We start from the raw sequence: 25,588 nt of genomic DNA on the forward strand, positions 1-25,588 counted from the left end.
CCACAACTGGTGCCGTAGTGGGGATGCAGCCGTTCAGACCATGTCGTGCTTGGTGAGCCAGCGCAACGTCGGCCAGCCGAGAAACACCGGTAACCAGCAGGTCAGTACGCGGTAGAGCAGCACGGACGGGACTGCGATGGAGGCGGGGAGACCGAACGCGGCAAGCCCACCGATGAGGGCTGCTTCCACGGCCCCCACACCGCCCGGCGTCGGGGCGGCCGAGGCCAATGTTCCACCGATCATCGTCACCACTGTCACCGTCACGAACGTCGTTCCGCCGCCGAACGCCTCGACACTCGCCCACAGGGCGAGCGCAGCACCCAAAGTGGTTGCGGCGCAACCCAAGATGATGATCGAGAACCGTTTCGGGTCGCGGGCGAGTTCGCCGAGCTCGGTGAGCACTTCGGCAACCTGGGGCCGGACGGCCACTTTCAGCCACAGTCGCAGCTTGGGCACGAACATGAAGGTCCCGACGACTCCGAATGCGACGCCGGCGATGAGGTACAGGACGGTGTTGCCCGGCACCATGTTGGACAGCCCCGACGACGTTCCGGCGACGACGCTGAAGAAGATCAACAGGCTGACATGGGTGATCACCTGAACCGACTGTTGCAATGCCACAGCGGCCGTCGCGCGGACGGTACCCAATCCACCCTTCTGCAGAAAGCGAACGCTCAGGGCCAGGCCACCGACGCCCGCAGGTGTCGTGGTCGCGGCAAAAGTATTCGCTACCTGCATGATCGTCAGATTCCTGAAGCTGACCTTGCCGAATGCGCAGGCCCACAAGGCGGCGCCCGCACCGATGTAGGTCAGTGCGGAAACGGCTAGACCGAGCAGTGCCCACCACCAGTCGACCGAGCCCAATTCGACGACGAACGCGGGAACTGCACTGATGAACGGGTATGCGACGTAGACCAATCCGATCAGCAACACGAGCGAGATGATCTGGTTGCGGCTGAATCGAGTCACCTGCTCGGCCTCGATCCTCGCGGCACCGGTCTGATCGAGGACTTCGAGCCGGACGGACTTCATCGTCTTTCCTGCATCGGCAACCGACTGACGCACCCGAAGGGGGATGGCGGACTTGGTCAATCGACCGGACGCCGCGATCACGACGTCGATTCCCAGCACCTCGACGGCGGTGGCCACGGCGCGATGGGAGCCGAAAAGGTCTGCGGTGGTGAGTAACAGCTGTGCGACATCGGATTGCATCTGGGCGTCCGACGCGCCGAGTTCTGCGTGCCCGAACCCGCAGAACAGTGCCGCGCCGTCACGGAGCCGCAGTTCACCCCGATGCAGGTCACCGTGCGAGATCTGGTTCTCGTGCAACGTGTTCAGAGCCGACCAGAGAGCTCTGAGCGCGGCATCGTCGAGCTCGGCCTCGATGGGATCGCCGATGGGCTGGCTGTGCGCGTACAACGTCCAGCCGCGGTCGAGTGCTGCTACCGCCAACGGGTCGCTGCCTGCGGCGTTCATACTCTTGATGGCCAGGCCCATCAACGCGCGATGCTCGACGGCGCGGCGCATGGACGCGTGCAACGGCGCTGTCTCGCTGCCGCGGCGGGTGATCCATCGCCAGAACTGGCGCAGCGCACCGCCACTGCGTTGGTTCTGTCCGTAGAGCTCGACCACCACATCGGCGTCCGGGGTGTGTGCGTTCAACACCAACGGGCCCGGGCCCGCAGGGCGCACGACGGTGAAGCTGCGGACGTCGACGCCCCGGCTGCGGAACAGGCGCACCGCCGCGTCGAGTGGAACCTCCAGTGCCGGGGTGCCGACCAGCAGCACGATGATCGCACCGACGAGCCACCCGACGGCCAGCCCGAGCAGCGAACGGGCCGGGACCACCGTGGACACCACCAGGTGTATCGGTACGAAGGCGAGCAGCAGTGCCCACCATGCTCGACGCCACCGCGCGGGCAGGCCCGGGCCCGACACCGTGAGTGCCGCGGCGAGCATGGCGATCCAGCGTGAATCGTCGAGGAATTGCGACAGGAACGTGTCGAGTCGCTCGGGCACGTCCAGGTCCCACGTCGGAGTCGAGATGCCGGTACCGGTGATGGACAGAGCCAGCGCGGCGATCAGAGCTGCTGCCGCGTACCCGGCCAACAGTTTCCATTTGCGTCCGGCGATCAGCCCGATCAACACTCCGAACGGGAGGGCGAGGATCGCGATGCCGTAGACGATGTAGACGGCGTTGGACTGATCGGGGCTGAGCACGCCGACGATGTTGGACACCGATTGTTCGAGTGCGTCCCACTGATTTCGGGTGATGAGCGAGCCGGCGATGACCAAGCTCAAGAACACCGAGGCGGCAACGACCCGAATGATGTCACTGGTTCTTCTCACCAGCGGCTGCAGCAGGTTTCCCGCTACGGGAACGTCCCGCCCATCCACGCGCATGGGCTCAACTTACCGTGCGGTACGCCGACGGAGTTCGTTGCGCACGGCGGGCCATTCGGATTCGATGATCGAGAACACGACGGTGTCGCGCAGTGAACCGTCGGCCATGCGTTGGTGATTGCGCAGAATGCCGTCCTGCTTGGCTCCGAGTTTCGCGATGGCCGTCCGCGATTGGAGGTTCATCCAGTGGGTGCGGAATTCCACCGCGATACAACCGAGTTGCTCGAAAGCGTGCGTCAGCAACAGCAGTTTGCTCGACGCGTTGGTGCCGGTTCCGTGGGCGGAGCGCGCATTCCAGGTGTATCCGATTTCGACGCGGCGGTTGTTCGCGTCGATGTTGCAGAAGGTCGTCGCGCCGAGGATCTGCCCGGTGTCGTTGCGCCGCAATGTGAATGGAAGCATGGTACCCGCGTCGAGCAGTCCGAGCCGGCGATCGATCTCTGCGGCCATGTCTTCCGGTTTCGGAACGCTCGTGTACCAGAGGTTCCAGAGCTCGCCGTCGCGGGCGGCATCGCACAGCCCCTCGAGGTGGTCGCGGCTCAGCGGCTCGAGTGTCACGAGGTCGTCAGTGAGGGTCACCGGTTGCAGAAAGGACATTGGCCGACGATACGTCCCGGCGTGGTGTTCGCAACAGCGAGAAGATCACCGCCGCGGTCACGACGAGAGCTACGACGACGATCGACACGACCTCGGTGTAGGCGTGCGCGTAGGCGTCGGCAAACCCGGAGCGTCCGGCTGCTGCGGCGTCGGCGTCGGCTCGGTCGGGTAGCTCGCCGCGGACCAGGACGGTCAGCAACCAGGCATATCCGGCCACCATCAGGGCCTCGCTGCCGATGCGAAACAGGTTCAGCACGCCCGCCGCGGTACCGCTGCTGTGCGGCGGCACCGCAGCCAGTGCCTCGCCGTCCACCAAGCCGATCGGGAGTCCGAATCCGAGCCCCAACGCGATCATCGGGACCACGACGGCACCGAGCGGGACACCTGGTTGCAGCGCCAGCATGCCCAGATTGCCGAGTACGAGGCAGCCGAGGCTGACCAGCACGACGCGAGTGGGGGTGACGGCGTCGAACATGCGGCTCAGGCGGGCAACGGTCAGCGGAGCGAGCAGAACGGGGATGGTCATGGCCAGCATGAACACTCCGGCGAGCCCCGGCGTCAGCGACGCGACAGCGCTCAGCGCAGCGGGCAGATACGTGAGCAGCGTGACGAATCCGATGGCCCCGGCCACCGGAACGAGGCACAGGGCCAGGAATCTCCGGTTGCGCAATAGCGAGAAATCGAGCAGGCGGTGCGCCGTCGATTCGGTTCGCAGAGTCGGCAGAGCGACAGTTCCGATGGCCGCCGCAGCCAGGACGACCGCCTGTGCGGCGAACACGCCCCGCCACTCGAACGCCGCGACGAGCAGCCCGGAGATGGTGGGCCCGAGTGCCAGACCGAGACCGTTCACGGTGCCGAACAGTGCGAACGCCGTTGCTCGGGCTGCGCCGTGGAAGTGAAGTGAGAGAATGGAAGTGGAGCCCACCAGAACTGCTGCGGCTCCGATACCCGCGAACACCCGCGCGACATCGAGTAGGTACAACGACGGCGCGACGGCGCTGACCGCACTCGCGACGGCCGTCAGCACCACCCCGATGCGGAACGACGTGCGGTGACCGATTCGATCCGACACTGCGCCCCAGACGACGGTGAACAGCGCGAACGCGATGTTGAAGCCGTTGACGACCCACTGCAGAGGCGTCGGATCGGTACCGAGGTCGCCGGCGATAACCGGAAGGGCGAGTGCAGTACCCGAGATGGACATCGGTACGACGAATTGAGCCGCGAGTACGACCGGTAGCACTGCCTTCATGTGTCCCCCTGAACCGTAGGTACGATGGTTCTCGTACTAGACCAGGTTTCAAGGTACGGCGCAAGTCGTACCTTGTAGGAGGAGCGCATGGCAGACAAGGACGGGCATCCCGAGCCCGAGGAAATGCAACTGGGTGCGGTGATGTCCGCGTTGGCCGATCCGTTGCGTCGCCAGGTGGTCACAGAACTCGTCGGCGACGACGACGGGGCCGAGCGGACGTGTATGTCGTTCGAGCTCGGTGTCACCAAATCGACTCTGACGCACCATTTTCGAGTGCTACGCGAGGCAGGCCTGGTGTTCCAGGTCGATCGCGGAAACAGTCGCAAAGTGACGCTGCGTCGCCACGAGCTCGAAGAGCGATTCCCCGGTCTGCTCGATCTGATCGCCAACGAAAACCGGTAGCCCCACACCCTCTTCGCGTCCTACGGTGGGCGGCATGCACTTCGCGATGATCGGCACGACGGCGCCGAGCCACATCTACCCCTCGCTCGCCGTCGTCGCCGAATTGGTCCGACGCGGGCATCGCGTCACCTATGCCGTCGGCGAGTCGTTGCGGCACTTGGTGGAACCGGCCGGCGTCGAGGTGGTGGCGTTCCCCTCGATACTTCCCGACGGTGAGGGCTCTTGGCCGGACGACCCGGCCTCGGCGATGCAGGTGTTCCTCGACGAAGCGATTGCGTCCTTTCCCGTGCTCACCGCGTTCTACGACGACGATCAGCCGGATGTGATCCTCTACGACATCGGCGGCCTGACCGCCCCGATTCTCGGCGTCCGGTACGGCGTGACGGCCGTGCAGCTCTCCCCGACGTACTTCGCCTGGGACGGCTACGTCGAGGATCTCGGTGACGGGATGACCTCAATCCGCGAGTCGACAACCGGCGTTGCGTATTGCGATACCTATGCGACCTGGTTGCGAGAGAACGACATCGACGCCGACCCGTGGGACTGGATCACGTACCCGGAGCACTGCCTGTCGTTGATCCCGAAAGTGATGCAGCCGAACGCCGATCGAGTCCCCAGCTCGGTGCAGTTCGTCGGCCCGTGTCTCGATCCGGTGCGACTGCACGACCGATCGTGGTCCGCGCCCGAGGGGCCCGTTCTCTACGTATCGTTCGGCACCGGGTACAACGAACGCCCCGACTTCTACCGGCTGTGCATCGAGACGTTCGCGAACACGGACTGGCACGTGGTGATCTCCATCGGCCGACGCGTCGACCCCACTGTGCTCGGGGAGCCACCCGCGAATATCGAAGTACACGAACACGTTCCGCAGCTCGCGGTACTCGACGCCGCCACCGTGTTCGTCACCCACGCCGGAATGGGTGGGTGCACCGAAGCCCTGTGGTTCGGCGTGCCGACAGTTGCCCTACCGCAGGCGGTCGACCAATTCGGTAACGCGGCGATGCTCGCCGAACTCGGCGTGGGAGTGCAGGTCGACTTCGACGGGGTGACGGCGACAGGACTGCGCGACGCCGTCGAACAGGCCCGCGGACTCGCGCCGCGCGCACGTGAGATCAGCGCCGATGTGCGCGCGCACGGCGGCGTCGATCAGGCCGCGAATGCGATCGAAGCATTCGGTGTCGATGCCGGCGGCGCGGCTACGTAGCCAGCGTCGCCAACTCCTCGAACGTCTCGGCGTACGTGTCGCGGACCTGATCCCAGGAAGCCGTCATGTCCACACTCTCCGGACCGGCGATCGGCAGCGCATAGCCGTACTGCGAGCGCGGCACCGGGCTACCGGGCAGAACGAGTACCTGCGTGAACGCTGCAGAATCGGGGTTGAACGTCAGAGTGTGCGAGGCGACGTTGCGTCCCCAATCCTCCGACGGCCACGACAGGAAGATCACGTGTCGAGGGTTCTCGGCGGGGTCGGTGTACGAGACGTAGCTGCCGTAATGATCTTCTCCCGGAGACATGATCTTGTACGCGCCGTTGTCGGTGTAGATCAACAACGCCTCGGCGAACGGCTTCTGATCGAACAGTGCGGTGTACCTCAGCGCCTGAACGAACACGGGCCGGCCCAACGGAATCGAGATTGCATCCTGCTGTGTAGTCACGAGAATCAAAGGTACCGACTCAGTCCTCCAGAACGCTGACGCTCACGCCGTAGGGCAGGAAACGAACCCGTCGACGCGGGTCGGTGTTGTCCTTGTGTGCCCGCAGCGCATCGAGTTCGGTGGCGTAGAGCTGATCGACCTGCGCCGAGCCGGCATCGTCGACGCTGTAGATCGCCCAGACACCATCACCCTTCTGGCCTGTGGTTTCCGGCTCCGGCGGGGCTTTGGGTGCTCCCGTGTTGGCGAACAGCGAACCGACCACCTCGCGCAGGCCCTCGGTTGCTTCACGCGCGAACTTGTCGAAGTCGTCGGATCCGAATCCGAAGGGTCCCTGGTTGGCCATGGCGCTACCTCCTGAGTGAAACTCCAGTATGCGCGTTTTCTCCGAATGGGCGAGCAGCTACTGCTGCAGTCGGGCCCCGATGGTGTTGTGCAGAGCCCGCAGTGAGTTCTGGCCGAGCGAGACCGTCTGAGATTCGATGTGCCGCAACAGATGGGTGTCGTTCAAAACCTTCTCGCTCGACTGGATCAGCACGGTGCCGGCGCCGGTGAAATCGAACTGACGCTCTTCGCCACTGTTGGCCCCGAGGAATCCGCGAGCGGCACCGAGGAAGTTCTGCATCCAGGCGGCATCGAAGTGATGCGAGGGTGACGGGCAATCTGCCCATCCGACAAGCGCTTCCGGATCGATCCGCAGCGGCGGCTCGGCGAACATGACCGTGCCGTTGGAGGAGGCCAAGAACTTGCCGGTACCGAGCAGGGTCAGGAAGCCGGGCACGATGGATTGCTTGAGGTCCAGAGTCGGCTCGAAGGCCAGCAGATTCGCGGCTCGGATCGTCAGGTTGCCGTCGTCGAGGTCGTAGCTGTTGATGTTGAACCCGCGATCCCCGAGGATCAGCTTGCCCTGCCCCTGCGCCAGCACCCAGTCGTTCGAGTACAGCGGAGACGAGAACCGCGCCGCCACGATGGCGGGCATGGACGTCTGCCCGAGTGGTTCGAATCGGACGTTGCCGTAGTACGCGATCATCGCGCCTTTGGAGGTGAACCACGGTTGGCCGGCGAGTTCGACGCAGAACGCGTAGTCGTTACCGGGGACGTTGTCGTTGACCGGCAGGGTGTACGGGGTGTGAATGTCCAAACTCATTGCCGCTCCCTAGAACTTCTGCTCGGACGCCTGGACCCACACGGTGCCCATGCCGGTCATCTTCAACTGGATCGCCTCGCCGCTGCCCTTGCCCACGGCGTCACGCCACCCGACGTTGGCGGAGATGTCGACGTTGATGTTGCCGATGTGGCACACGTACGCCTGCGGATCCACCACGACCATGGGGTTGTTGGGCCCGACCTGCAGCGGTGTCGCGCCGCCGTGCGACAGGACCGCGACGCTGCCCTGCCCGGTGAGTTGCGTCGTGAACAGACCCTGCCCGGTCATGGCACCGCGCACTGCTCCGCGAACGCCGCCCTGGGAGGTGAGCGCAACGATGGAACTCTGCAGGTAGCCGTCATGCACCAGCAGGCGATCGGCTTCGACGGTGAGCATGGACGAGCCGTCGAGATGAATCACTTCGACGTACAGCCCGGCGTGGCCGTAGAAGACTTCGCCTTGCCCCTCGGCGGCCATCATCGCCACGTGCTCGCCTGCCATCATGCGGCCGGCCATGCCCGCGACACCGCTCATGCCGGGCATGGCACCCGCGCCGCCGCCCATGGAATGCGGGACGAACCGGACGTCGCCGGTGTAATAGAGCATCGATCCGCGCCGAGCCAGCACACTCTGATTCGGTGCCAGAACGGATTTCACGACTTTGCTGTTGACGAGTTCGAGCGGCACGTCAGCGCTCCTCGGGTTGGATGTAGACGACGCCCTGGCCGTCGAAGCGGAGGGAGAACGCCTCGCCGCTGCCGCCGCCGATGGCGGAGCGCCACGTGACGTCGGTGACGAAACTCTGGTTGAGCTGCCCTCGATGCGCGACGAAGGCGTCGGGGTCGACGACGAGCGGATACTGCGGATCGACGGCGAGCGCGATGATCGGCCCACCCTTCGACAGCAGCGCCACCGTCCCGGAGCCGCTCACGACTGTGGTGAACAGTCCCTGCCCCGACGTCGCACCACGAAGGCCGGAGAACTTCACGTCCGTCTTCAATTGACCTGTGAGAGCAAGCAATTGAGACGATTCGACGTGCAGGTTGTCGCCTTGCACCTCGACCAGAGTGATGTCCTGGGCGTCGACCGCGAAGTACACGGTGCCTTTGCCGGACACGTCCATCAGCGACAACGACTCGCCGGTCACCTTTTGTTTGAGCGCGGCGCGAAAACCGCCGCCACCGCCCATGCCTGCGCTCTTGAAGGCGACATCGCCTTCGTAGGCAACCATCGAACCCGACATCGCGCGCAGAGAGTCACCGGTCAGGTCTGCGACCAAGACACGGTGCCCGTTCATCCTCAGCTGAGCCACGGGGGAACTATGCCACCGCTCGCACCCCCGCGGCTACTGCTGGAGAAAATCTAGACGAGCAGCTTCAGAGCCTTGCCCGCCAATTCGACGGCACCGGGCTGGTGTCCGTTGGTGATCAGGTTGATGATGACGCCGTCGATGCCCTGATCGAGTACGCGCTTCTGCACCTGCTCGGCGACATCGTCGGGGGTTCCGCAGAAGTGGCGGTCGGTGGCCTTCGCTGCGTCCTCCTCGGACAGGTTCGTCAGATCGAGGCCCTGCTTCAGCACGAACTCCCGCTGCAACTCCTTGGCCTTGTCGCCGTCCTCGTCGATGATGACGAAGGCGAGGAAGCTCGTCTCGAGATCCTTCGGATCGCGGTCGACTTCCTCGCACCGGGCCTGAACGGCGGCCATCTTGCGGGGCAGTTCGTTTGCGTCGCAGATGATGTTGAGGTGATCGGCGAACTGTGCGGCCAGGCCGAAGGTCTTTTTCTCGCCGCCACCACCCAACATGATCGGCAGATCATCGCGGATGCGGGGCTCGTTCATCGCGTTCTCGACCTGGTACCACAGGCCGTCGAACGTGGGACGCTGGCCGCGGAGCATGGGTTCGATGATCTGCAGGGCCTCGTCGAGGCGCTCGAATCGGTCGGTGAACGTACCGAATTCGAGTCCGAAGCTCTGATGCTCGAGTTCGTACCAGCCGGCACCGATACCGAGAATGGCCCGGCCGCCGCTGACGACGTCGAGCGTGGTGACGGTCTTGGCCAGGATCGCCGGGTTGCGATACGTGTTGCCGGTGACCAAGGCGGAGAGCTGGATGGTGTCGGTGGCCGTCGCGAGCGCCGACAGGGCGGAGTAGGCCTCGAGCATCGGCTCGTCGGGCTTTCCGATTCCGGGGAGTTGGTAGAAGTGATCCATCACGAATGCAGTGTCGAACCCGGCCGCTTCGGCCTCGCGCGCCTGCGCGATGACCTGGGGAAAGAGTTCCGCGACCGAACCGTCGTAGCTGAAGTTGGGCATCTGGTAACCGAGGCGAATAGTCACGGGAGCCACGCTACTCGGATATCGGCCCACAGCACGTGGGAGAGCGCGATAATTCGTCCATGACCACCATCGATCTGGCCCGAGCACCGTTCTCCGGATTCGCCGTCGACGACCTGCCGGCAGCTCGCACGTTCTACGCGGACACCCTCGGTCTCGAGGTGACCGAGAACGAGATGGGGATGCTCGAACTTCACCTGGGAGCTGCGGCGGTACTGATCTATCCCCGGCCCGGTCACGTGCCGGCGCAGTACACCATCCTCAATTTCCCGGTGACCGACATCGAGGCCGCAGTCGATGCATTGATCGCCAAAGGGGTGGTGTTCCAACAGTATCCGGACATGGGCACCGACGAGAAGGGGATCTTCCGGCACGGCGGACCGCTCATCGCCTGGTTCACCGATCCGGCGGGCAACGTGTTGTCGGTGCTGCAGGACTGAACTCGACCGCTCAGGCAGCCGGGGTTCCTTCCGCCAAAGCCGTTGTAGCGGAACGTCGTACGCCCTGGGGATCGACCCACTCGACGACGGCGACATCACCGGGGTGCCGTCCGATGAGGGCCTGGGCCAGATCCGAGGACGAACCGACACCGGCACCGTCGAAGGCGACGATCACATCGTCGCCGGACAGTCCGATTGCCGAGGCCGGAGAATCGGTAGCCACCGTCACCACCTCGGCACCCATCGCCGGCTTGTTGTCGAACACGGACACATCTCGCACCGACACCCCGAAGTACGGGGTCCGGCCCACATGAACCGTCCCGCCGGACTGCCCCGCGACGACCTGATCGAGCACGGCAGCAGCCTCCGTGATCGGAACCGCATACGCCTCGGGGGCCTGCGGAGGCCTGCTCTCGGAGCCGGTGCGCGCCTCGTCCGAGAGGCCCGCTGTATTGACGCCCACCACACGACCCCAGGCATCGAACAGTGGGCCACCCGAATCACCCGCTCGCACATCGGCATCGACTCGAATCATCCGATCCAGAGTGTTCCGCGAACCGTCCACCGAACTACGGGTACGCACCTGCTGATCCAGAGCCGTCACCGCACCCGGCGCAGGCACCAAAACACCTGCGCCAGCGGCATTCCCGACGGCAGTGACCGCATCCCCCACCTCGGGAGGTGAGTCCGGAGCGAACTCGACCACCGGCAGGTCGGCCGCGGAAATCAACTGCATGACCGCCAGGTCACGAGATTTGTCGTAACCGAGCACGGTGGCGTCGTAGATCAGTCCGTTGCCCATGTGCACGGCGCTGATCTCGGTCGCGTTTTCGACGACGTGGAAGTTGGTGAGCACCAGGCCGTCCGGGGCAACGACGAAGCCGGTACCTGCGACGCCGGAGTAGCCGGCGGTGGCGGAGATCGTGACGACGGTGGGGTTCACTCGCGCCGAGAGGTCCTCGAGAGTGAGCGGGGGCGGCTCGACGACGGGGATGGACGTGACCTCGGGGGCCTGCAGCTGGACGTCGGTGCCGACAATTCCGGGACTCAGCACTCCGGGACTCAGCACTCCGGGACTCAGCGGCGTGGCGAGGAACCAGACACCGGCGGCGACCAGCGTCAGTACCCACGCTCGCCCACCCGACTGCATGAAAATCGATTATGGTCCGATGCCGAGCACCGTGCCAGTCAGTCTGCGATCACCGCTCGGGGAACGTCGGCGCGCAACGTGAAGTCGGTGACGAATTCGCCGTCTTCGGGCCCGTATCGATTCTTGATGTCGTAGCTCTCGACGTCGAACGCGTCGAGGGACGGCGAATGGGTGGTGACGGCCATCGAGCCGCCGTCGATATCGAACTGGAGCAGACGTTGGAAGCCGGTACTGCGTTCGCCGTCGACCTCGAAGTACTGGTAGTCGGCCAGCAGTTGCACGACGGTGCGGTCGGTCTCTCCCACGTGCTCGTCGACGACCGCGACCTGGCCGTCGACGTGCCCGGACAGGACGAGGAAGACGGTCTCGTGTGGAACGACCAGTCGATTCCAGATCTGCTGGCCGGAGCTCGACCCGATGTCGCCGAACCCCATCAGTTTCTTCTCGCCGAGTTCGTCGAGGTAGTAGTGCGTGCCGATGACGACATTGCGGTCGGGGTTCTCGTCGAGAACTCGTTCGGCCCACTGCATGACCTTCTCCGGCGGGTTGTAGCCGATGTACAGCATCAAGAATTTGGCACCCGCGATGTCGACCAGGTCGTAGTGCGCCGAATTGTCCTCGTCGGTGAACGAACCGCCCCAATAGGGTTGATCCCGATAACGCTGAGGGCCGAAGTACTCGTTGTAGAGCGCGTGATTCTTCTCGTGCTCCCCGGGGACCAATTTGCCTGCGACGTTCCAGATGTTGTCGTGGTTACCAGGCAGAACGCCGTGGGCGATGCCGGCATCCTCGAGGATCTGCATCGATTCGCTGGCGGCCTCGAACTCCTTGCGCGCCTGAGTATCCGGACGCCCCGGGCTGATCCAGCTCTGAATCAGGTCGCCGGTGTGCATGCTGTAGTCGATCTTCAGCTCGTCGGCGTTGTCGGCGGTCCACTGCGTCATCTCCGAATACACACCGGGATCGTCGCGGGCTATGTACTGCGTGTCGGTGATGTGCTGGAGCGCGAAATCGTACGTGCTCGGATCGGCGAAGCTGCTGTCGGGGCGCGCGTTGGTTTCGGCGAAAGAACGATCTGCACGCGGGTTGTCGATGACCAGTACTTCGACAGTGCCTCTCTCGGTGGAGATCTCGGCACTCAATTCCACCGAACCGCCGGGCGCAACCGGGTCGGCCGTGGCAATGGCCGGGCCCCACGTGTTGCCCGACTGGTCCCATACATGCAACGCCAGATCGTTGGTGTTCACCGATCTGCCGGACCACGTCAGCGTCGCCGTGTCCGTACCCGGCGCGAACGTCGCGGTGTAGCGGAGATAGGGATATTCGTCCCACCCCGAGGTACGCATCTCCGTCGTCGACGACTCGACACCGACCTCGTGAGTCGGCGGATTCGGCGCGTCTGCGACACCCGCGACCATGGACGTGGTGATCGCCGCGGGCACCGTCGTCAAACCGATCCCCGGTACCGCAGCCGCCTGACGAGGCGTCGGCTGGTCGCGGCGCTCGGCAGCCGCATCGGCACCGGTGAGGGCGAGCAGCACACAGGTCAGCGCCAAGGAGCCGAATGCCGATGGGCGCTTCATGCCATCGAGGTTACCGATACCAGCGCCGGAGCCGCGGAAACCGCAGGGCTGCCCGGCTACAGTCGGCTCATGTCCGCGCAGCATCGCCCTCGGGTTCTGATCGGTATCTCCGGCTGGACGTACGCGCCGTGGCGAGGGGATTTCTACCCGAGCGGTCTCGCGCATCGCAAGGAACTCGGGTACGCGTCCGAGCACCTGACGTCGATCGAGATCAACGGCACGTTCTATGCGATGCAGAAGCCGTCGAGCTTCACCAAGTGGCACGACGAGACTCCGGATGACTTCGTGTTCTCCATCAAGGGTGGGCGGTACGTCACGCACATCAAGCGGCTCGTCGGCGTCGAGTCGGCATTGGCGAACTTCTTCGCCACCGGGGTCCTCACCCTCGGTGACAAGCTGGGGCCATTCTTGTGGCAGCTCCCACCCAATCTCGAGTTCGACGCGCAGAAGATGACGGACTTCTGCGCCCTGTTGCCCAGAACTGTTTCTGCTGCAGTAACTCTGGCGGAGTCGCGGGACGACAAACTGGCCGAGGATCGAGTGCTGTTGCCGGCTGCGTCGTCTCGGCCACTGCGGCACTGTATCGAAGCCAGGCATGCAAGCTTCGCCTCCGACGAGGCAATGGAACTGTTGCGCGAGAACGATATTGCGATCGTGGTTGCCGACACCGCCGGAAAGTACCCGTACATCGACACCCCCACAGCGGATTTCATGTATGCCCGACTGCACGGAGACGAAGAGTTGTACGCCAGCGGCTACACCGACGACGCTCTCGATCGATGGGCCACCAAGATCTCCGAGTGGACGTCGGCGGGCCGGGACGTCTTCGTGTACTTCGACAACGACATCAAGGGCTACGCACCCTTCGATGCCATGAAACTCATCGAGCGCGTCGGTAGCTGAGTATTCGTCTCTCTAGGATCGAAGCTAGAGGAGCGAATACTCGTGTAGCTACTGACTCGATGCAGGTAGAGCCTCTGCGACACGTGAAAGGCTGCGCGCCGCCGCGAGAATTGTCTCCACCTTGTCCGCCAAGGCGTCGCCCTCGAATGTCTCCACGCGGCCACCGACGCTGATCGACGCGACGACCACCCCGTCGCGTCCGAGAATCGGTGCGCCCACCGCCGCGACGCCGGCCAGGTAGTCGGAGTTGCTCAGCGCGTATCCCTGCGTTCGGATCCGGTCGAGATGATCCATCAACTGGTCGGGTGACGTCAGTGTTCGGCTCGTGTATGCAGCAAGCTCTCCGCCGAGCCAGCGGTCGCGAATGCGAGCGGAGAACGCGAGCATCGCCATCGGCCCGGCCGTCGCGTGATACGGAAGAACGGATCCAATCGAAATGCCCGCTACCACAAGGGGATTGCTGCCCTCGTGGCGGTCGATGCACACCGCGCCCTCGTCAGCGGGAACCATCAGATAGGCGGTGTCGCCGAACTTTTGGGCGATGTCCGACAGATACGGCTGGGCGGCACCGCGGATGTCGAGCTGTGTCAACGCGGACGATCCGATCTCGAACACCGGCATGGCGATCCGGTACGAACCCTCCGCTGTTCTGTCCACCCAGCCGGCATGGATCAACGTCGTCATCAGACGATGCACGGTCGTCTTGTTCATTCGACTCGCCGTCGTCAGGTCGTTGAGCGTCCACACAGGATGCGTCGTGTCGAAATGGTCGAGCAGAGCGCATGCCTTCACGACGGCACCGACGATGTCGCGGCCGGCCTGGGCGTCGGACTCGGTGGGAACTGCCACGAGTTGTTCCTTCCGGTCGGGTGGAGCGTCGTCGCCATCCTACGAACCGACGCGCGATGCGCTATCGATCCACGGGTATTGACTTGTGATCCGAGCCACTCTAAATTCGGAAGGCGTTCCGCAATACGAAACGGAGAGTGCTCGTGACGATGACTTTGAGAGGCCTGACCGAACAAGGCCTGGTGTATGCGCCCGGCGTCTGGGACGGGTTGACGGCCAAGCTGGCCGAGCAGGCGGGCTTCTCGGCGCTGTGCGCGTCCGGCTTCGCCGTATCGGCTGCGCTCGGACTGCCCGACGCCGAGCTGTACACCATGACCGAGAACCTGCAGGCCGTCCGGACCATTCGCGAGGCATCGTCTCTGCCCCTCGTCGCGGACATCGACACGGGCTACGGAAACGCCGTCAACGCCGCGCGCACCGCGACGCGGTTCGCCGAGGCCGGCGTCCAGGGTGTGTTCATGGAGGACCAGCTGTCGCCGAAGAAATGCCCGATCTGCGTCGGCGAGCCGGTGGACTTGATCTCCGTCGAGGAGGCGTCGGGCAAGGTTCGGGCGGTGCGTGATTCCATGCCGGACGACGTTCTGCTCATCGCACGCACCGACGCACGTGGCGACGAGGCGATCATGCGCGCACAGGCCTACGTCGACGCCGGAGCCGACATGATCATGCCGGTGACGAAGACGTTCGAGACCGTCGAGCAGTGGGAGAACTGTCACCGAGCGGTCGGGGTTCCGCTGATGGCCACGCTCACCGCGTCGACCTGGACCGAGCGGGAGTTCACTCCGGAGGTTCTGGCACAGATCGGAGTGCGGCTGGCTCTGCTGCCCACTCAGGTGCTGATGGCCGCAACCGGTGCCGCACGCGAGACTCTGCGTCGCCTGGCCGCAGGCGAAGCTCCCGCCGACGTCAGTGCCGACGCGCTGCAGCACCACGAGTTCGTGGACCTCATCGGTTTTCCCGAAGTCGAAGCGCAGCAGCGTAAGTACCTTCCTGCAGAGGCGAACCGATGACATCGGCCGCGTTCACGATGGTCGAGAAGATCCTCGGTAGGACCTGTGGCGGTGATCCAGTGCGTGCCGGTGAGAACCACGCGGTACGACCGGCTCGGATGATCGCGTACGACTTTCCCGGGTACACCGATGTGATGTTCCGGCAGATGCGCGACGACTTCGGTATCACCTCACTCGAGGACCCGTCTCGGTACGTCGTCTTCATCGATCACATGTTGACCAAGCGCAACGACCGGGAACAAGAAGTACACCAGGTCACCCGAGAGTGGTGCGAGTACTACGGAATCGAGTTGCACGAGGGCCGCGGCATCGGGCACCAACTCACCGCCGAACTCGGTTTGGCCATCCCCGGTGACTTCCTCGTCCACTTCGACGGCCACATCAGCGGAATCGGGGCGTTCGGTGCGTTGGGCTGGGGTATCCGCCGAGATCTGATCGAGGCATGGGTGACCGGCCAACTCTACGTGGATATCCCAGCGACGACGCGGTTCGACCTGTACGGAGAATTCGCGCCGGGGGTGGACAGCCGCGATCTGGTGCACACCATCATCGACCTCGTCGGGGCCGACGGGTGCGCACACCAGGTGATGGAATTCGGTGGCCCCGGTGCCCGGTCGATGAAAATCGATCACCGGCAGGGATTGTGCGGCATGGCGATGTTCACCGGAGCCGTGTCCGCGATATTCGAACCGGACGAAACCTCACTCGCCTACGCCAACGATGTTGCGCGACAGTCGTTCACGCCGGTCCACCCAGACTCCGATGCGACCTACGCAGCTCGGCACACCATCGACCTCGCCCAGATCGTGCCGCAGGTCGTGCAGCCCGGCTCGGCGCGTGCAGCCAACACCCACACTGCAGCCGAACTCGCCGGCACTCCGATCACCAAGGCGTTCATCGGATCATGTGCCAGTGGACGAATCGAGGATCTGCGGGCCGCGGCACTCGTGCTCGACGGACGCACCGTGGCTCCCGGTGTGGAGCTCAATGTCGTGCCCACGTCGCAGAAGGTGCACGATCAGGCAGAGCGAGAGGGGCTGCTCGACGTACTGCGCGCGGCTGGTGCGCACATTGCAGTGTCGAGCTGCGACTTCTGTTTCGGCTATCAGAAGCCGTTGGCGGCGGGCGAGAATTGCATATCGACCGGCGTGCTCAACATCTCCGGCCGGATGGGTAGCTCGGACGCCAACATCTACATGGGTTCTCCGTACACCGTCGCCGCCAGCGCGCTGGCCGGCACGATCCAGCAGGTGGGCTCGTGAGCGCCTACCCACCCCCGCCCGACGTCATCTCCGGCCGAGTTGCCTGGGTCTTCGGCGACGACTTCGACATCGATCTCGTTGTCGGCGTTGCGAATATCAAGTCGTACGATCCCGAGCATCTGAGGTCGGTCTGCATGACCGCATACGATCCGGGTTTCGTCGATCGCGTTCGGCCGGGCGACATCATCGTCGGCGGCCGCAACTTCGGGTACGGTCACCCGCACTATCCGCCGATGGTGGCTCTGCGCAACGCCGGTATCCAGGCCATCGTGGCCGAGTCGTTCTCGCCGGGATTCTGGCGCGGAGAGACATTCAACGGAGTACCCCTCATCACCATTCCGGAAGTCTCCGGCGCGGTCGTCACCGGTGATGCCGTCGAACTCGATTGGCGACGAGCAGCATTGACCACCGCCGACGGTCGATCGATGGTGGGCAGTGCGCCCAACCCTCGTACTGTCGCAGTCATCGAGGCCGGCGGATCGTACGAACTACTGCTGGCCGAACACCGAAACAAGCAACCACTCACAGGACAGGGAACAGCGCGATGACGAACGTCGACCAGCCTTCTGCGGTCACCAGCGCACCGAAAGCCGACACCACCACCGCGCGCCGTGCTGCGCTCGCCGGTGGCGTCGGCACGCTCATCGAGTATTACGACTTCGCCGTCTACGGATTTCTCGCCGTAGTCATTGCGCCACTGTTCTTTCCGTCCACCAGCCCCGGCGTATCCATCCTCGCGACCCTGGCAGTATTCGGCGTCGCATACGTTGCACGTCCGCTCGGAGGCATCTTCTTCGGCCGCCTCGGCGACAGAAGGGGCCGTCGGCAGGCTCTGGTCGTGACAGTGGTCTGTATGGGTATCGCGTGTGGAGTCCTGGGAATGCTGCCCACGCACTCGAGTGTGGGCGTGCTGGCACCGATTCTGCTCGTCATCATCCGACTCGCCCAAGGATTCTCTGCAGGAGGTGAAATCGGCGGTGCAGCAACCTATATCGCAGAGTCTGCACCGCCGAACCGTCGCGGCTTCTTCGGGTCGTTCACGCCGGTCGGTTCCACCCTCGGATTCGCGGTCGCCGCAGCCGTTGTCGGAGTGGTCGCCCTCATCACGACCGACGACCAGATGTCGTCGTGGGGCTGGCGCATCCCGTTCCTGCTTGCTCTCCCGCTGGCATTCGTCTGTCTGCGAGTGCGGCTGAAGCTCGAAGACAGCCCCGAGTTCGAGGAAATGGCAGCCAAGAACGAGGTTGCGAAAAGCCCGCTCAGCGATGTCGTGAAGAAGCAGCCGTGGTCGGTGCTACGTGTCGTCGGAATTGCGATCGCGATGAACGGATCCGGTTACATCGGTCTGACGTACTTCAGCGTGTACCTGATCAACGACCTCGGATTCTCCAAGGACTCGGTCTACTGGACATCCGCGATCGCAATTGCGTTGGCCTGTGCGACCTTCCCGCTCAGCGGCATGCTCACCGACAGATTCGGGCGCAAACCGGTACTGCTCAGCGGCTACGTTGCGTATGTCGTCATTGCGTTGCCGGTGTTCATGATCCTCGGCGCGACGTCGTCGATCATCGTGGTGGGCTGTGTGTACTTCGTCTACATGGTTCTCAACGGAGTCGTGCAGGTACCTGCGTTCCCACTGTTCACCGAGCTGTTCCCCCGGGCAGTTCGATACACCGGAGTGTCGTTGGGCTTCAACATCGGCACCATCGCCGCAGGCGGTACAGCACCGTACGTCGCCGCTCAACTGGTGGAGTCGACCGGCAACGCCATGTCACCCGCCTACTGGGTCATGGGTGTCTGCGTGATCGGCGTACTCACGGTGCTGACCATCAAGGAAACCGGACGCGAGAAACTCCCGGTGTAGTGCGGCGTAGATGCCGGCCGTAGTTCGAGACTCGCCCCACCACGTGCGCTCGACGTGGTGGGGCGTCCCGCGTGTGTGCGGTCGAGGGACGCAGCCGACCGGGGTGACAAACGCGAGCGCACTTGCCAGATGCGCGCAGAATAGCGACGTGATCGGTGTCTACTTTGTGCGCGTCTGGCAAACGCGCGCGCGTTTGCGGAAATGGGGGCCGCTACCCCAGTATTCCGCACTCTTGCGTCAAAGCTAGATATGGATAGACAGCGCTACGGAGCGCAGAGTCGACGCACGGCGGCTTCGATTTTCGACGCACGACGCTGAATTTCGGCGTCATCGGCAGGCTCGCAGTGCAGGCTCGGCGCGGTCATCCACGCCGAGGTGATGCCGAACATCATGGTGATCAGATCCTCGACGGTGAAGGCGTCGGAGATCAGTCCGTCTCGCTGGGCGTCGGCCATGGCCCTGTGTCGCTCGGCGATGACCGAGTGGATGTCGTCGGTGCCCGAGGTCGCCATACCGCCCTGCAGCTGAGTCCACAGCAGGAGGCGGTGCTCCTCGGGATGCGCAGCGAGGTGCAGGTATTCGCGCGCTGCGTACCCGCCGAGGTCGTCGACGGCGAAGGGTACTTCGTCGATGAACCTCGCGAACCCGTCCTCGACGACGGCCCGGAACAGGGCTTCTTTGTCGCCGAAGTAGGCGTACAGACGTTCCTTGCTGGCCTTGGCCGCGGCCGCGATCCGATCGACGCGGGCCCCGGCCAGCCCGTGTACCGAGAACTCGTCCCGGGCGGCGACGACGATGCGGGCGCGGGTCGCACTGGCGTCAGGTTTCATGGCGGTCACCATACCCCCAACCAACTAGTTCGTTTGACTATTGGTTCTGGGTCGCCTACCTTTTTGCTCGGGACATTTTTCGTGCCCAGAATCAACGAGTACGAGTGGGGTACAAGCATGTCGCAGCACTCCGAGCGCGAAGCGCCGGATCTGAATCCGAACTACGAGCGCCGATGGCTGGTGCTGTGCATCGTCGCCATCACGCAGCTCACGATCGTGCTCGACGGCACGATCGTCAACATTGCGCTGCCGCAGGCTCAGCTGGATCTCGGCATCAGCGACAGCAGCCGCGCCTGGGTCATCACCGCCTACGCGTTGTCGTTCGGCGCACTGCTGCTGCTCGGCGGACGCATTGCCGACTACTGGGGACGCAAGCGCTCGTTCATCGTCGGCATGGCAGGCTTCGCCGTTGCCTCCGCTATCGGCGGACTCGCTCAGGAAGGCTGGCAGCTGTTCATCGCGCGCGCCGGCCAGGGTGTGTTCGCTGCACTGCTCGCCCCGGCAGCACTGGCCATCCTGACGGTGACGTTCACCGACACCAAGGAACGCGCCAAAGCGTTCGGCGTCTTCGGCGCCATTGCCGGTGGCGGCGCAGCGGTCGGCCTACTCCTCGGCGGAGTGCTCACCGAATACGCGAACTGGCGCTGGTGCCTGCTGGTCAACATCCCGGTCGCAGTGTTCGCCATCGCCGCAGCGGTGCCGCTGGTGAAGGAGAGCAAGGCTCACGGAGACACCCGCTACGACCTGCCCGGCGCGATCGTCGTCGCTCTCGGTCTGGCATCGCTGGTCTACGGCTTCACCGAGGCCGAAGACGGCTGGGCGACGGTACCCACCATCTCGTTCATCGCGCTCGGCCTCGCTCTGCTGGCCGCGTTCGTCGTCGTCGAGTCCAAGTCCGCCAACCCACTGCTGCCGTTGAGTGTGTTGCTCGACCGTGACCGCGGTGCCGCGTACATCGGCTCGGCCGTCATCGGCGCTGCCCTGCTCGGTGGCACGTTGTACCTCACGTTCTACTTCCAGATCGTGCTGGAGATGAGCCCGGTGATCGCCGGCGTCGCGTCGCTCCCGATGACCGGCGGCATTTTGATCACGGCCGCGCTCGCTTCTGCACTCGTGCCGAAGATCGGACCCAAGCCGCTGATGGCCGTCGGTCCGGTCGTCTCCGCAGTCGGCCTGCTGCTGCTCACCCAGATCGGCGTCGACACCTCGTACTTCACGCACGTCCTGCCGGGCGTCGTGCTGCTCGGCCTCGGCCTCGGTCTGCTGATGGTTCCGATGCAGAACGTCGCACTGATCGGCGTTCCCGATCACGACGCAGGTGCCGCATCGGCGCTGATCAACGCCACCCTGCAGGTCGGTGGTGCACTCGGTGCTGCGGTGTTCACCACCGTCTACACCTCGTCGAAGACCTCGTACCTGGCCGAGAATCCGGCACCGACTCCGCCCGCCGGAGTTCCCGCGGAAGCTCTCGCCGGCCAGGAAGTGCCCAGCGACGAGATGTTGGCCGCGCTGCCGGAGCCGATCCGCAACTTCGTGCTCGCGACCATCGACCACGCGTTCTCGGCCGAGGTCTCCGGCTACGCCTGGGCATTCGGTACCGCCGCGATCCTCGTAGCGCTGGTGAGCCCGGTCGTGTTGCTGCTCGTCCGCGCGAAGAAAGACGACCTGCCCGTCGGCGACACCCCGGTACATATCGGATAACGCAGGCACGAACCGACAACCCCGCTGCTCAGCCGTCGAGCAGCGGGGTTGACGTTCTTCGAAGGCATCGTCAGTCCGGGTCGATTGCTTCGGCCTGCGCGGTGAGCAACATGTGCAGCAGCTCGGGAGGCAATGCCATCGGAGGCATCGCGCCGAGAGTGATGGAGTTGTCGGAATCGCCGTTCAGTTCCTCCACCTCGTCGTGCAGGCTTTCCATCTTCTCGTCCAGCGTGTTGGCCGTCTCGGCGGCCTCGGTCAGTTCCGCCAACAGGGTGGGCGGAATCTGGCCGCGGTACTTGTAGAAGATCTTGTGCTCGAGGCTCGCCCAGAAATCCATGGCAATCGTGCGGATCTGGAGTTCGACCAAGACCGGTTGGACGCGATCGGACATGAACACCGGAATTTCGACGATGAGGTGCAAACTCTTGTAGCCGTTGGCTTTCGGGTTCGCGATGTAATCCTTGACCTCGACGACTCGAACGTCGGTCTGACTACTGAGCATGTCCGCGATGCGGTAGGTGTCGGAGATGAAGCTGCACGTGATGCGGACACCTGCGACGTCGAAGATGTTCTCGCGAATGGCGTCGAGCGTCAGTGCGCACTTCTTGCGCTGAGCCTTGTCGACGATGCTCTCGGGCGTCTTGAGTCGCGACGAGACATGCTCGATGGGGCTGTAGCGGTGGATGTGAGTGAATTCCTGCTTCAGGATGTTGATCTTGGTGATCAGTTCGTCGATTCCGAACTTGTAACTCATCATGAAGCGGGTGAAATCGTGCCTCAGCTGCACCAGGTCGACGACGGCTTCACTGTTGCTCATGCCCCCGATTGTCCACGATCGCCGGACGTGACCGCGCCGCGCGAGAATCGAAGCTGGCGTCGCTGCACGTGGCACCGAGTTCTGGGGTGAACCGCACGAGATTGCACCTCTGGCACTGATGGGTACGGTGATGCCCCCGCTCACACGAGCAAGCACGCGAACCCACCAGTACCGAACCGGCGACAAGCGGATGGCCGTTGGTGCAGTGAGTAGGTGCTCGTTCTGCCCACCGATCGCCGACGCGGTAGAGCGAGCCGGCAACCGGGTCGGTGTCGCGCTCGTCGGATGCCATCGCGCGCAACCGCCTTCGACACTGTCTACCGCCCGATTTGGACCGCCCGAAGTGGCTCCGCTGGCCGCATCGCCAACTCCGGGGGCCCGCTCAGACTAACAGAAATCGAACGTATGTTCTAACGTGGATGTCAAAACCACGTCTTGCGGCCACCGACTGCGCGCCCCATCGAACCGAGCAACGTCAGAACCGCGCCGACGACCACCAGAATGATGCCGATAGTCGTCAAAATTGAAATGCCGGCGAAATAGCCGATGAGGGCGAGGATGATTCCGAGAACGATCATGACTACTCCTGGTGCCAAAGTGAGCCCACTATCGACGAATTGTCGATGGGACCGAACCTACTCGGGCGCGTGGACGATTGCTCACAATTGTCGCTATTTTCCGGCATCCACTTTCGCCGCGAGGAAAGCCTCCGGATCGATCAGATCCGCCTGCCCCACGATCGATCCCAGATCCGCGATGCGCTCGATCCCGGTGAGCACCATCTCCTCCTCGACGGTGCCCTCGGCGTAGCCGTAGTAGCAGGTCGACGTGGTGTGGTTGTGGTCCTTGTCGATGCGGTTGGCGCGGCCCTCGATCTGCCTGATGTCGATGGGTGTCCACCGAGGATCGTGAATCAGCGTCACGCGCGGTGCGAGTGTGGAGACCGTCCCCTCCGGGAGCAGTAACTCGTTGGTGTGCAGGTTGATCGCGCTCGTGGTGGTCGAGACGATGACCGACGCGTCGCCGGTCTGAAAACTGCGGATCGACGCCTCCTGCTCGGGACTGCTCATGCTCCCGTCGACCACGGCGACCTCGAGCCCCTCGTCTCGAAGTGTCTGGGCCAGAGCAGCGACCGACTCGCGGTAGAACATCGAGACGAACACCTGATTGCCTGCCTTGACCCACGTCCGGACTTGATCCGCAGACGCGGGAATGCGCAGGTACGAGCACTTCTGGCGAAAACGCAGCGTCGCCGCACGAGTACTCGGATTCTTCTGCAGCACTCGCTTTCCGCCGACGGCCTTCCAGATCGGCAGGCCGACTTCCTTGCGGTAGTCCACCCACGCCGAGTTGTACAGCCGCTTCTGCGCGGCCGTGAGTTCCTGGCCGAGGGGCTCCCTCGGAGTCGGTGGGGACGGCCGCGAAATAGACCACGGCACAGCGCCTCCCGACAACCAGCCGTGCACCGACGCGATGTCGCGGGCTCGCGTCGTCGCGTCCTCGGGCTCCCACCGCCACGTGGTCAACCCCGTCGTCGCCTTCCCTGCCTTGACGGCGAACCCGGACTCGATGAGGAACTCCGCCCACTTCATCGTCACGGCATACCCGAGATACTCGTCGTCGCCGAGGATCTCGACGCCGCGGCTGCGTTCGACGGCGCGGGCCATGTACGCGAAATGCAGCGGCTGATAGCCGGGAGTAGCAGACATCCACACCACGGATCGAGCCGCCTCCTGATACCGCCAGAGGATCTGCGACTGCTGCGACTCGATGTTCATCAACGCATGCGACTCGTCGGCGATCACCACGTCGATGTCGAACCGCAGCTCTCCCAGCGAGATGGTCCGCTTGTTCTGCGTCCGTTTACGTTTGCCCAGATCGGTCTCGGGGGGAACCGACAGCAGTTTCTTGGTGGACTGATAGGTGATCAGCAACCAACGCTTGCGGTCGGACGGTTCGATATCGGCCTCGCTGTCTGCAATGGTGCGACGCCACCCCGGCAGCGCACCCTTGGGTGCCACCACCAGAACCGTGCCGATCTCGGCGGCCGACATCTGCCGCACGGCCTCGCACACGGCCAACGTCTTACCCAGACCTGTCGAATCCATCTGCGCGAAGTATGGGAAGCCGGCGTCGAGCGCGGCCAGATGGCGTCGGACCGATTCGAGTTGGGTGTCGCGAGGCTGCATCGCCCGTTCGCGCACCTCTTCGTCGCGCCAACTGTCGTTCGCGTCGTCCTCGAGCCACCGCTGCAGGCTGTACGGCATCGATTCGTACGGCTGCAGGTACTCGGGCAGTTCGGTTCCGTAATACGCGAACACGCGCGGTCCGGCGTACCAGCGCGCCCCCGCTGCGCCCGCCGCGGACCGATCCTCGAACGGCACGTCCAACACCCAGACGCGCTCGCCGGGATCGGGCACCCGAAGATCGGGGGCGGCGGACTTGCGGGGCGACGACTTGCGCGGGGCTGCTCTCTTGCGAGGTGCGGCCTTCTTCGGGGCAGCTTTTTTCGCCGCAGGCTCACCGTTCTTCGCAGCCGCGAACTTTCGCGCAGCGCTGCTCTGCCCGGCCTTGACGGTGCGGGCAGTGGTGGATCGGGCAGTGCGTTTACGAGGTGGCATCGGATCCAGTCTGTCGTACGGTGTGCACGAACACCGTAAAGGAGCCCTGTGACATACCCGAACGACCCGCGCGCCGTAGTTCTCGTCCACGACCGGGACCCGTCCCTGGCGCGTCGCGATATCGGCACCCTCGCCGCCGAATTGCGCACCAGGGGTTTCCTGTTGGACGTGCACTCCTTCGACCACAGTCCCGATGTCGCACCACCGACGCTGTCCGACGCGCAGGTGGTCGTGGTCATGGGCTCACCCGACGCCGCGTACGACGACACGCTGACCTGGCTCGCGCCGGAGATCGCGTACGTGCAGCAGGCGATCGATGCGCAGGTCCCGGTTCTGGGTGTGTGCTTCGGCGGCCAGTTGCTTGCTCTCGTGCTCGGCGGATCCGTCCGCAAGTCTGAGTACCCCGAGTACGGATTCGTCGACGTCGAGACGTCCGATCCCGAGCTCGTCGCCTCGGGCCCGTGGATGGAATTCCACGGCGACACGTTCGTCGCGCCGCCGGAGGCCACGGTCATCGCCCGCAACGCGGCTGCGCAGCAGGCCTTCGTCTGCGGCCCGCACCTCGGGTTGCAGTTCCACCCCGAGATCGACCTCGACACCTACGATGCATGGGCGGCCGCGTGGGACCGCGACGGCGTCGAACACGCGGTGGACGTGCACGAGATCAGGCAGGACATTGCCGACTCCGAAGCTGCAGCTCGTGAGCGGTGCTCGGCGCTGCTGGACGCATTTCTCGCCCGATCCTCGGCGGTGCCCCGGTAGGGTCGA

At 64.3% G+C, this 25,588-nt stretch carries 26 protein-coding genes; 10 read left to right on the plus strand and 16 right to left on the minus strand.

Annotation, left to right across the window (positions count from 1 at the left end; translation table 11 throughout):
* Positions 1 to 33 precede the first annotated feature (33 nt).
* Genes K414_RS0106195 through K414_RS0106205 form a run of 3 tightly spaced genes read right to left on the minus strand, consistent with a single transcriptional unit; the run spans position 34 to position 4,252 of the window.
* The gene (locus K414_RS0106195) at positions 34 to 2,403 is read right to left on the minus strand and encodes a lysylphosphatidylglycerol synthase transmembrane domain-containing protein (RefSeq protein ID WP_027495154.1); all 2,370 of its coding nucleotides are present in this window, start codon (positions 2,401 to 2,403) and stop codon (positions 34 to 36) included.
* A 9-nt stretch (positions 2,404 to 2,412) separates the two neighbouring features.
* Entirely contained in the window at positions 2,413 to 3,000 is a 588-nt protein-coding gene (locus K414_RS0106200; RefSeq protein ID WP_027495155.1) for a GNAT family protein, read from the minus strand.
* Positions 2,969 to 4,252, minus strand: a complete 1,284-nt coding sequence (locus K414_RS0106205) for an MFS transporter (RefSeq protein WP_027495156.1) — start codon at positions 4,250 to 4,252, stop codon at positions 2,969 to 2,971. The genes K414_RS0106200 and K414_RS0106205 overlap by 32 nt, the downstream gene beginning before the upstream one ends.
* Before the next feature lie 87 nt (positions 4,253 to 4,339).
* Between K414_RS0106205 and K414_RS0106210 the strand changes: the two genes are divergently transcribed.
* Positions 4,340 to 4,654, plus strand: coding sequence for a helix-turn-helix domain-containing protein (locus tag K414_RS0106210; RefSeq protein ID WP_027495157.1), 315 nt, complete (start codon positions 4,340 to 4,342; stop codon positions 4,652 to 4,654).
* A 34-nt stretch (positions 4,655 to 4,688) separates the two neighbouring features.
* The gene (locus tag K414_RS0106215; RefSeq protein WP_027495158.1) at positions 4,689 to 5,858 is read left to right on the plus strand and encodes a macrolide family glycosyltransferase; all 1,170 of its coding nucleotides are present in this window, start codon (positions 4,689 to 4,691) and stop codon (positions 5,856 to 5,858) included.
* Here K414_RS0106215 and K414_RS0106220 read toward each other — a convergent pair.
* From K414_RS0106220 to K414_RS0106245, 6 genes are all read right to left on the minus strand, one after another.
* A complete protein-coding gene (locus K414_RS0106220) occupies positions 5,851 to 6,309 on the minus strand; it encodes a hypothetical protein (protein WP_027495159.1) in 459 nt (152 codons plus the stop codon). The genes K414_RS0106215 and K414_RS0106220 overlap by 8 nt on opposite strands.
* A gap of 19 nt (positions 6,310 to 6,328) precedes the next feature.
* The gene (locus K414_RS0106225) at positions 6,329 to 6,652 is read right to left on the minus strand and encodes a hypothetical protein (RefSeq protein ID WP_027495160.1); all 324 of its coding nucleotides are present in this window, start codon (positions 6,650 to 6,652) and stop codon (positions 6,329 to 6,331) included.
* 57 nt (positions 6,653 to 6,709) lie between these two features.
* Positions 6,710 to 7,453, minus strand: a complete 744-nt coding sequence (locus K414_RS0106230) for an AIM24 family protein (RefSeq protein WP_027495161.1) — start codon at positions 7,451 to 7,453, stop codon at positions 6,710 to 6,712.
* A 9-nt stretch (positions 7,454 to 7,462) separates the two neighbouring features.
* Entirely contained in the window at positions 7,463 to 8,140 is a 678-nt protein-coding gene (locus K414_RS0106235) for an AIM24 family protein (RefSeq protein ID WP_027495162.1), read from the minus strand.
* A gap of 1 nt (position 8,141) precedes the next feature.
* Positions 8,142 to 8,750, minus strand: a complete 609-nt coding sequence (locus tag K414_RS0106240) for an AIM24 family protein (RefSeq protein WP_027495163.1) — start codon at positions 8,748 to 8,750, stop codon at positions 8,142 to 8,144.
* A 65-nt stretch (positions 8,751 to 8,815) separates the two neighbouring features.
* On the minus strand, positions 8,816 to 9,793 hold the full coding sequence (locus K414_RS0106245; protein ID WP_027495164.1) for an LLM class F420-dependent oxidoreductase: 978 nt from the start codon (positions 9,791 to 9,793) through the stop codon (positions 8,816 to 8,818).
* A 59-nt stretch (positions 9,794 to 9,852) separates the two neighbouring features.
* Here K414_RS0106245 and K414_RS0106250 point away from each other — a divergent pair, with 59 nt between their 5' ends.
* Positions 9,853 to 10,230 (plus strand): VOC family protein, encoded by a 378-nt coding sequence (locus K414_RS0106250; protein WP_027495165.1) that lies wholly within the window; start codon positions 9,853 to 9,855, stop codon positions 10,228 to 10,230.
* Between the two features lie 10 nt (positions 10,231 to 10,240).
* Here K414_RS0106250 and K414_RS0106255 read toward each other — a convergent pair whose 3' ends face one another.
* Together K414_RS0106255 and K414_RS0106260 are read right to left on the minus strand one after the other, a co-directional pair.
* Positions 10,241 to 11,380, minus strand: a complete 1,140-nt coding sequence (locus K414_RS0106255) for a trypsin-like peptidase domain-containing protein (protein ID WP_027495166.1) — start codon at positions 11,378 to 11,380, stop codon at positions 10,241 to 10,243.
* A 38-nt stretch (positions 11,381 to 11,418) separates the two neighbouring features.
* On the minus strand, positions 11,419 to 12,963 hold the full coding sequence (locus tag K414_RS0106260) for a metallophosphoesterase (RefSeq protein ID WP_027495167.1): 1,545 nt from the start codon (positions 12,961 to 12,963) through the stop codon (positions 11,419 to 11,421).
* 69 nt (positions 12,964 to 13,032) lie between these two features.
* Here K414_RS0106260 and K414_RS0106265 point away from each other — a divergent pair, with 69 nt between their 5' ends.
* Positions 13,033 to 13,866 carry a DUF72 domain-containing protein gene (locus K414_RS0106265; protein WP_027495168.1) on the plus strand — a complete coding sequence of 278 codons (834 nt, stop codon included), beginning with the start codon at positions 13,033 to 13,035 and terminating at the stop codon, positions 13,864 to 13,866.
* Between the two features lie 48 nt (positions 13,867 to 13,914).
* Here K414_RS0106265 and K414_RS0106270 read toward each other — a convergent pair whose 3' ends face one another.
* Positions 13,915 to 14,715, minus strand: a complete 801-nt coding sequence (locus K414_RS0106270) for an IclR family transcriptional regulator (RefSeq protein ID WP_027495169.1) — start codon at positions 14,713 to 14,715, stop codon at positions 13,915 to 13,917.
* A gap of 149 nt (positions 14,716 to 14,864) precedes the next feature.
* On the opposite strand from K414_RS0106270, the gene K414_RS0106275 reads away from it, so the two are divergent.
* The 4 genes from K414_RS0106275 to K414_RS0106290 are packed head-to-tail and all read left to right on the plus strand — an operon-like array spanning position 14,865 to position 18,851.
* The gene (locus K414_RS0106275; protein ID WP_027495170.1) at positions 14,865 to 15,725 is read left to right on the plus strand and encodes an isocitrate lyase/PEP mutase family protein; all 861 of its coding nucleotides are present in this window, start codon (positions 14,865 to 14,867) and stop codon (positions 15,723 to 15,725) included.
* Between the two features lie 17 nt (positions 15,726 to 15,742).
* Positions 15,743 to 16,987, plus strand: coding sequence for an aconitase family protein (locus K414_RS0106280; protein WP_027495171.1), 1,245 nt, complete (start codon positions 15,743 to 15,745; stop codon positions 16,985 to 16,987).
* Entirely contained in the window at positions 16,984 to 17,535 is a 552-nt protein-coding gene (locus K414_RS0106285) for a 3-isopropylmalate dehydratase (protein ID WP_027495172.1), read from the plus strand. The genes K414_RS0106280 and K414_RS0106285 overlap by 4 nt, the downstream gene beginning before the upstream one ends.
* The gene (locus tag K414_RS0106290) at positions 17,532 to 18,851 is read left to right on the plus strand and encodes an MFS transporter (protein ID WP_027495173.1); all 1,320 of its coding nucleotides are present in this window, start codon (positions 17,532 to 17,534) and stop codon (positions 18,849 to 18,851) included. Before K414_RS0106285 ends, K414_RS0106290 begins: the two co-directional genes overlap by 4 nt.
* Positions 18,852 to 19,114: 263 nt before the next feature.
* On the opposite strand, the gene K414_RS0106295 is transcribed toward K414_RS0106290, so the two are convergent.
* A complete protein-coding gene (locus tag K414_RS0106295; protein WP_027495174.1) occupies positions 19,115 to 19,681 on the minus strand; it encodes a TetR family transcriptional regulator in 567 nt (188 codons plus the stop codon).
* A 117-nt stretch (positions 19,682 to 19,798) separates the two neighbouring features.
* Here K414_RS0106295 and K414_RS0106300 point away from each other — a divergent pair, with 117 nt between their 5' ends.
* Complete coding sequence (locus K414_RS0106300) at positions 19,799 to 21,382, plus strand: MFS transporter (protein WP_027495175.1); 1,584 nt, start codon at positions 19,799 to 19,801, stop codon at positions 21,380 to 21,382.
* Positions 21,383 to 21,452: 70 nt separating this feature from the next.
* On the opposite strand, the gene K414_RS0106305 is transcribed toward K414_RS0106300, so the two are convergent.
* From K414_RS0106305 to K414_RS0106320, 3 genes are all read right to left on the minus strand, one after another.
* A complete protein-coding gene (locus K414_RS0106305; RefSeq protein WP_027495176.1) occupies positions 21,453 to 22,199 on the minus strand; it encodes a GTP pyrophosphokinase family protein in 747 nt (248 codons plus the stop codon).
* Between the two features lie 422 nt (positions 22,200 to 22,621).
* Positions 22,622 to 22,777, minus strand: a complete 156-nt coding sequence (locus K414_RS29305; protein WP_094611554.1) for a DUF6131 family protein — start codon at positions 22,775 to 22,777, stop codon at positions 22,622 to 22,624.
* A 93-nt stretch (positions 22,778 to 22,870) separates the two neighbouring features.
* Complete coding sequence (locus K414_RS0106320; protein ID WP_027495178.1) at positions 22,871 to 24,820, minus strand: DEAD/DEAH box helicase; 1,950 nt, start codon at positions 24,818 to 24,820, stop codon at positions 22,871 to 22,873.
* Between the two features lie 48 nt (positions 24,821 to 24,868).
* Here K414_RS0106320 and K414_RS0106325 point away from each other — a divergent pair, with 48 nt between their 5' ends.
* On the plus strand, positions 24,869 to 25,582 hold the full coding sequence (locus K414_RS0106325; protein WP_027495179.1) for a type 1 glutamine amidotransferase: 714 nt from the start codon (positions 24,869 to 24,871) through the stop codon (positions 25,580 to 25,582).
* The last annotated feature ends 6 nt before the right edge of the window (positions 25,583 to 25,588 follow it).

Origin of the sequence: Rhodococcus sp. JG-3, assembly GCF_000482405.1 — a bacterium.
GTDB classification, from domain to species: domain Bacteria; phylum Actinomycetota; class Actinomycetes; order Mycobacteriales; family Mycobacteriaceae; genus Rhodococcoides; species Rhodococcoides fascians.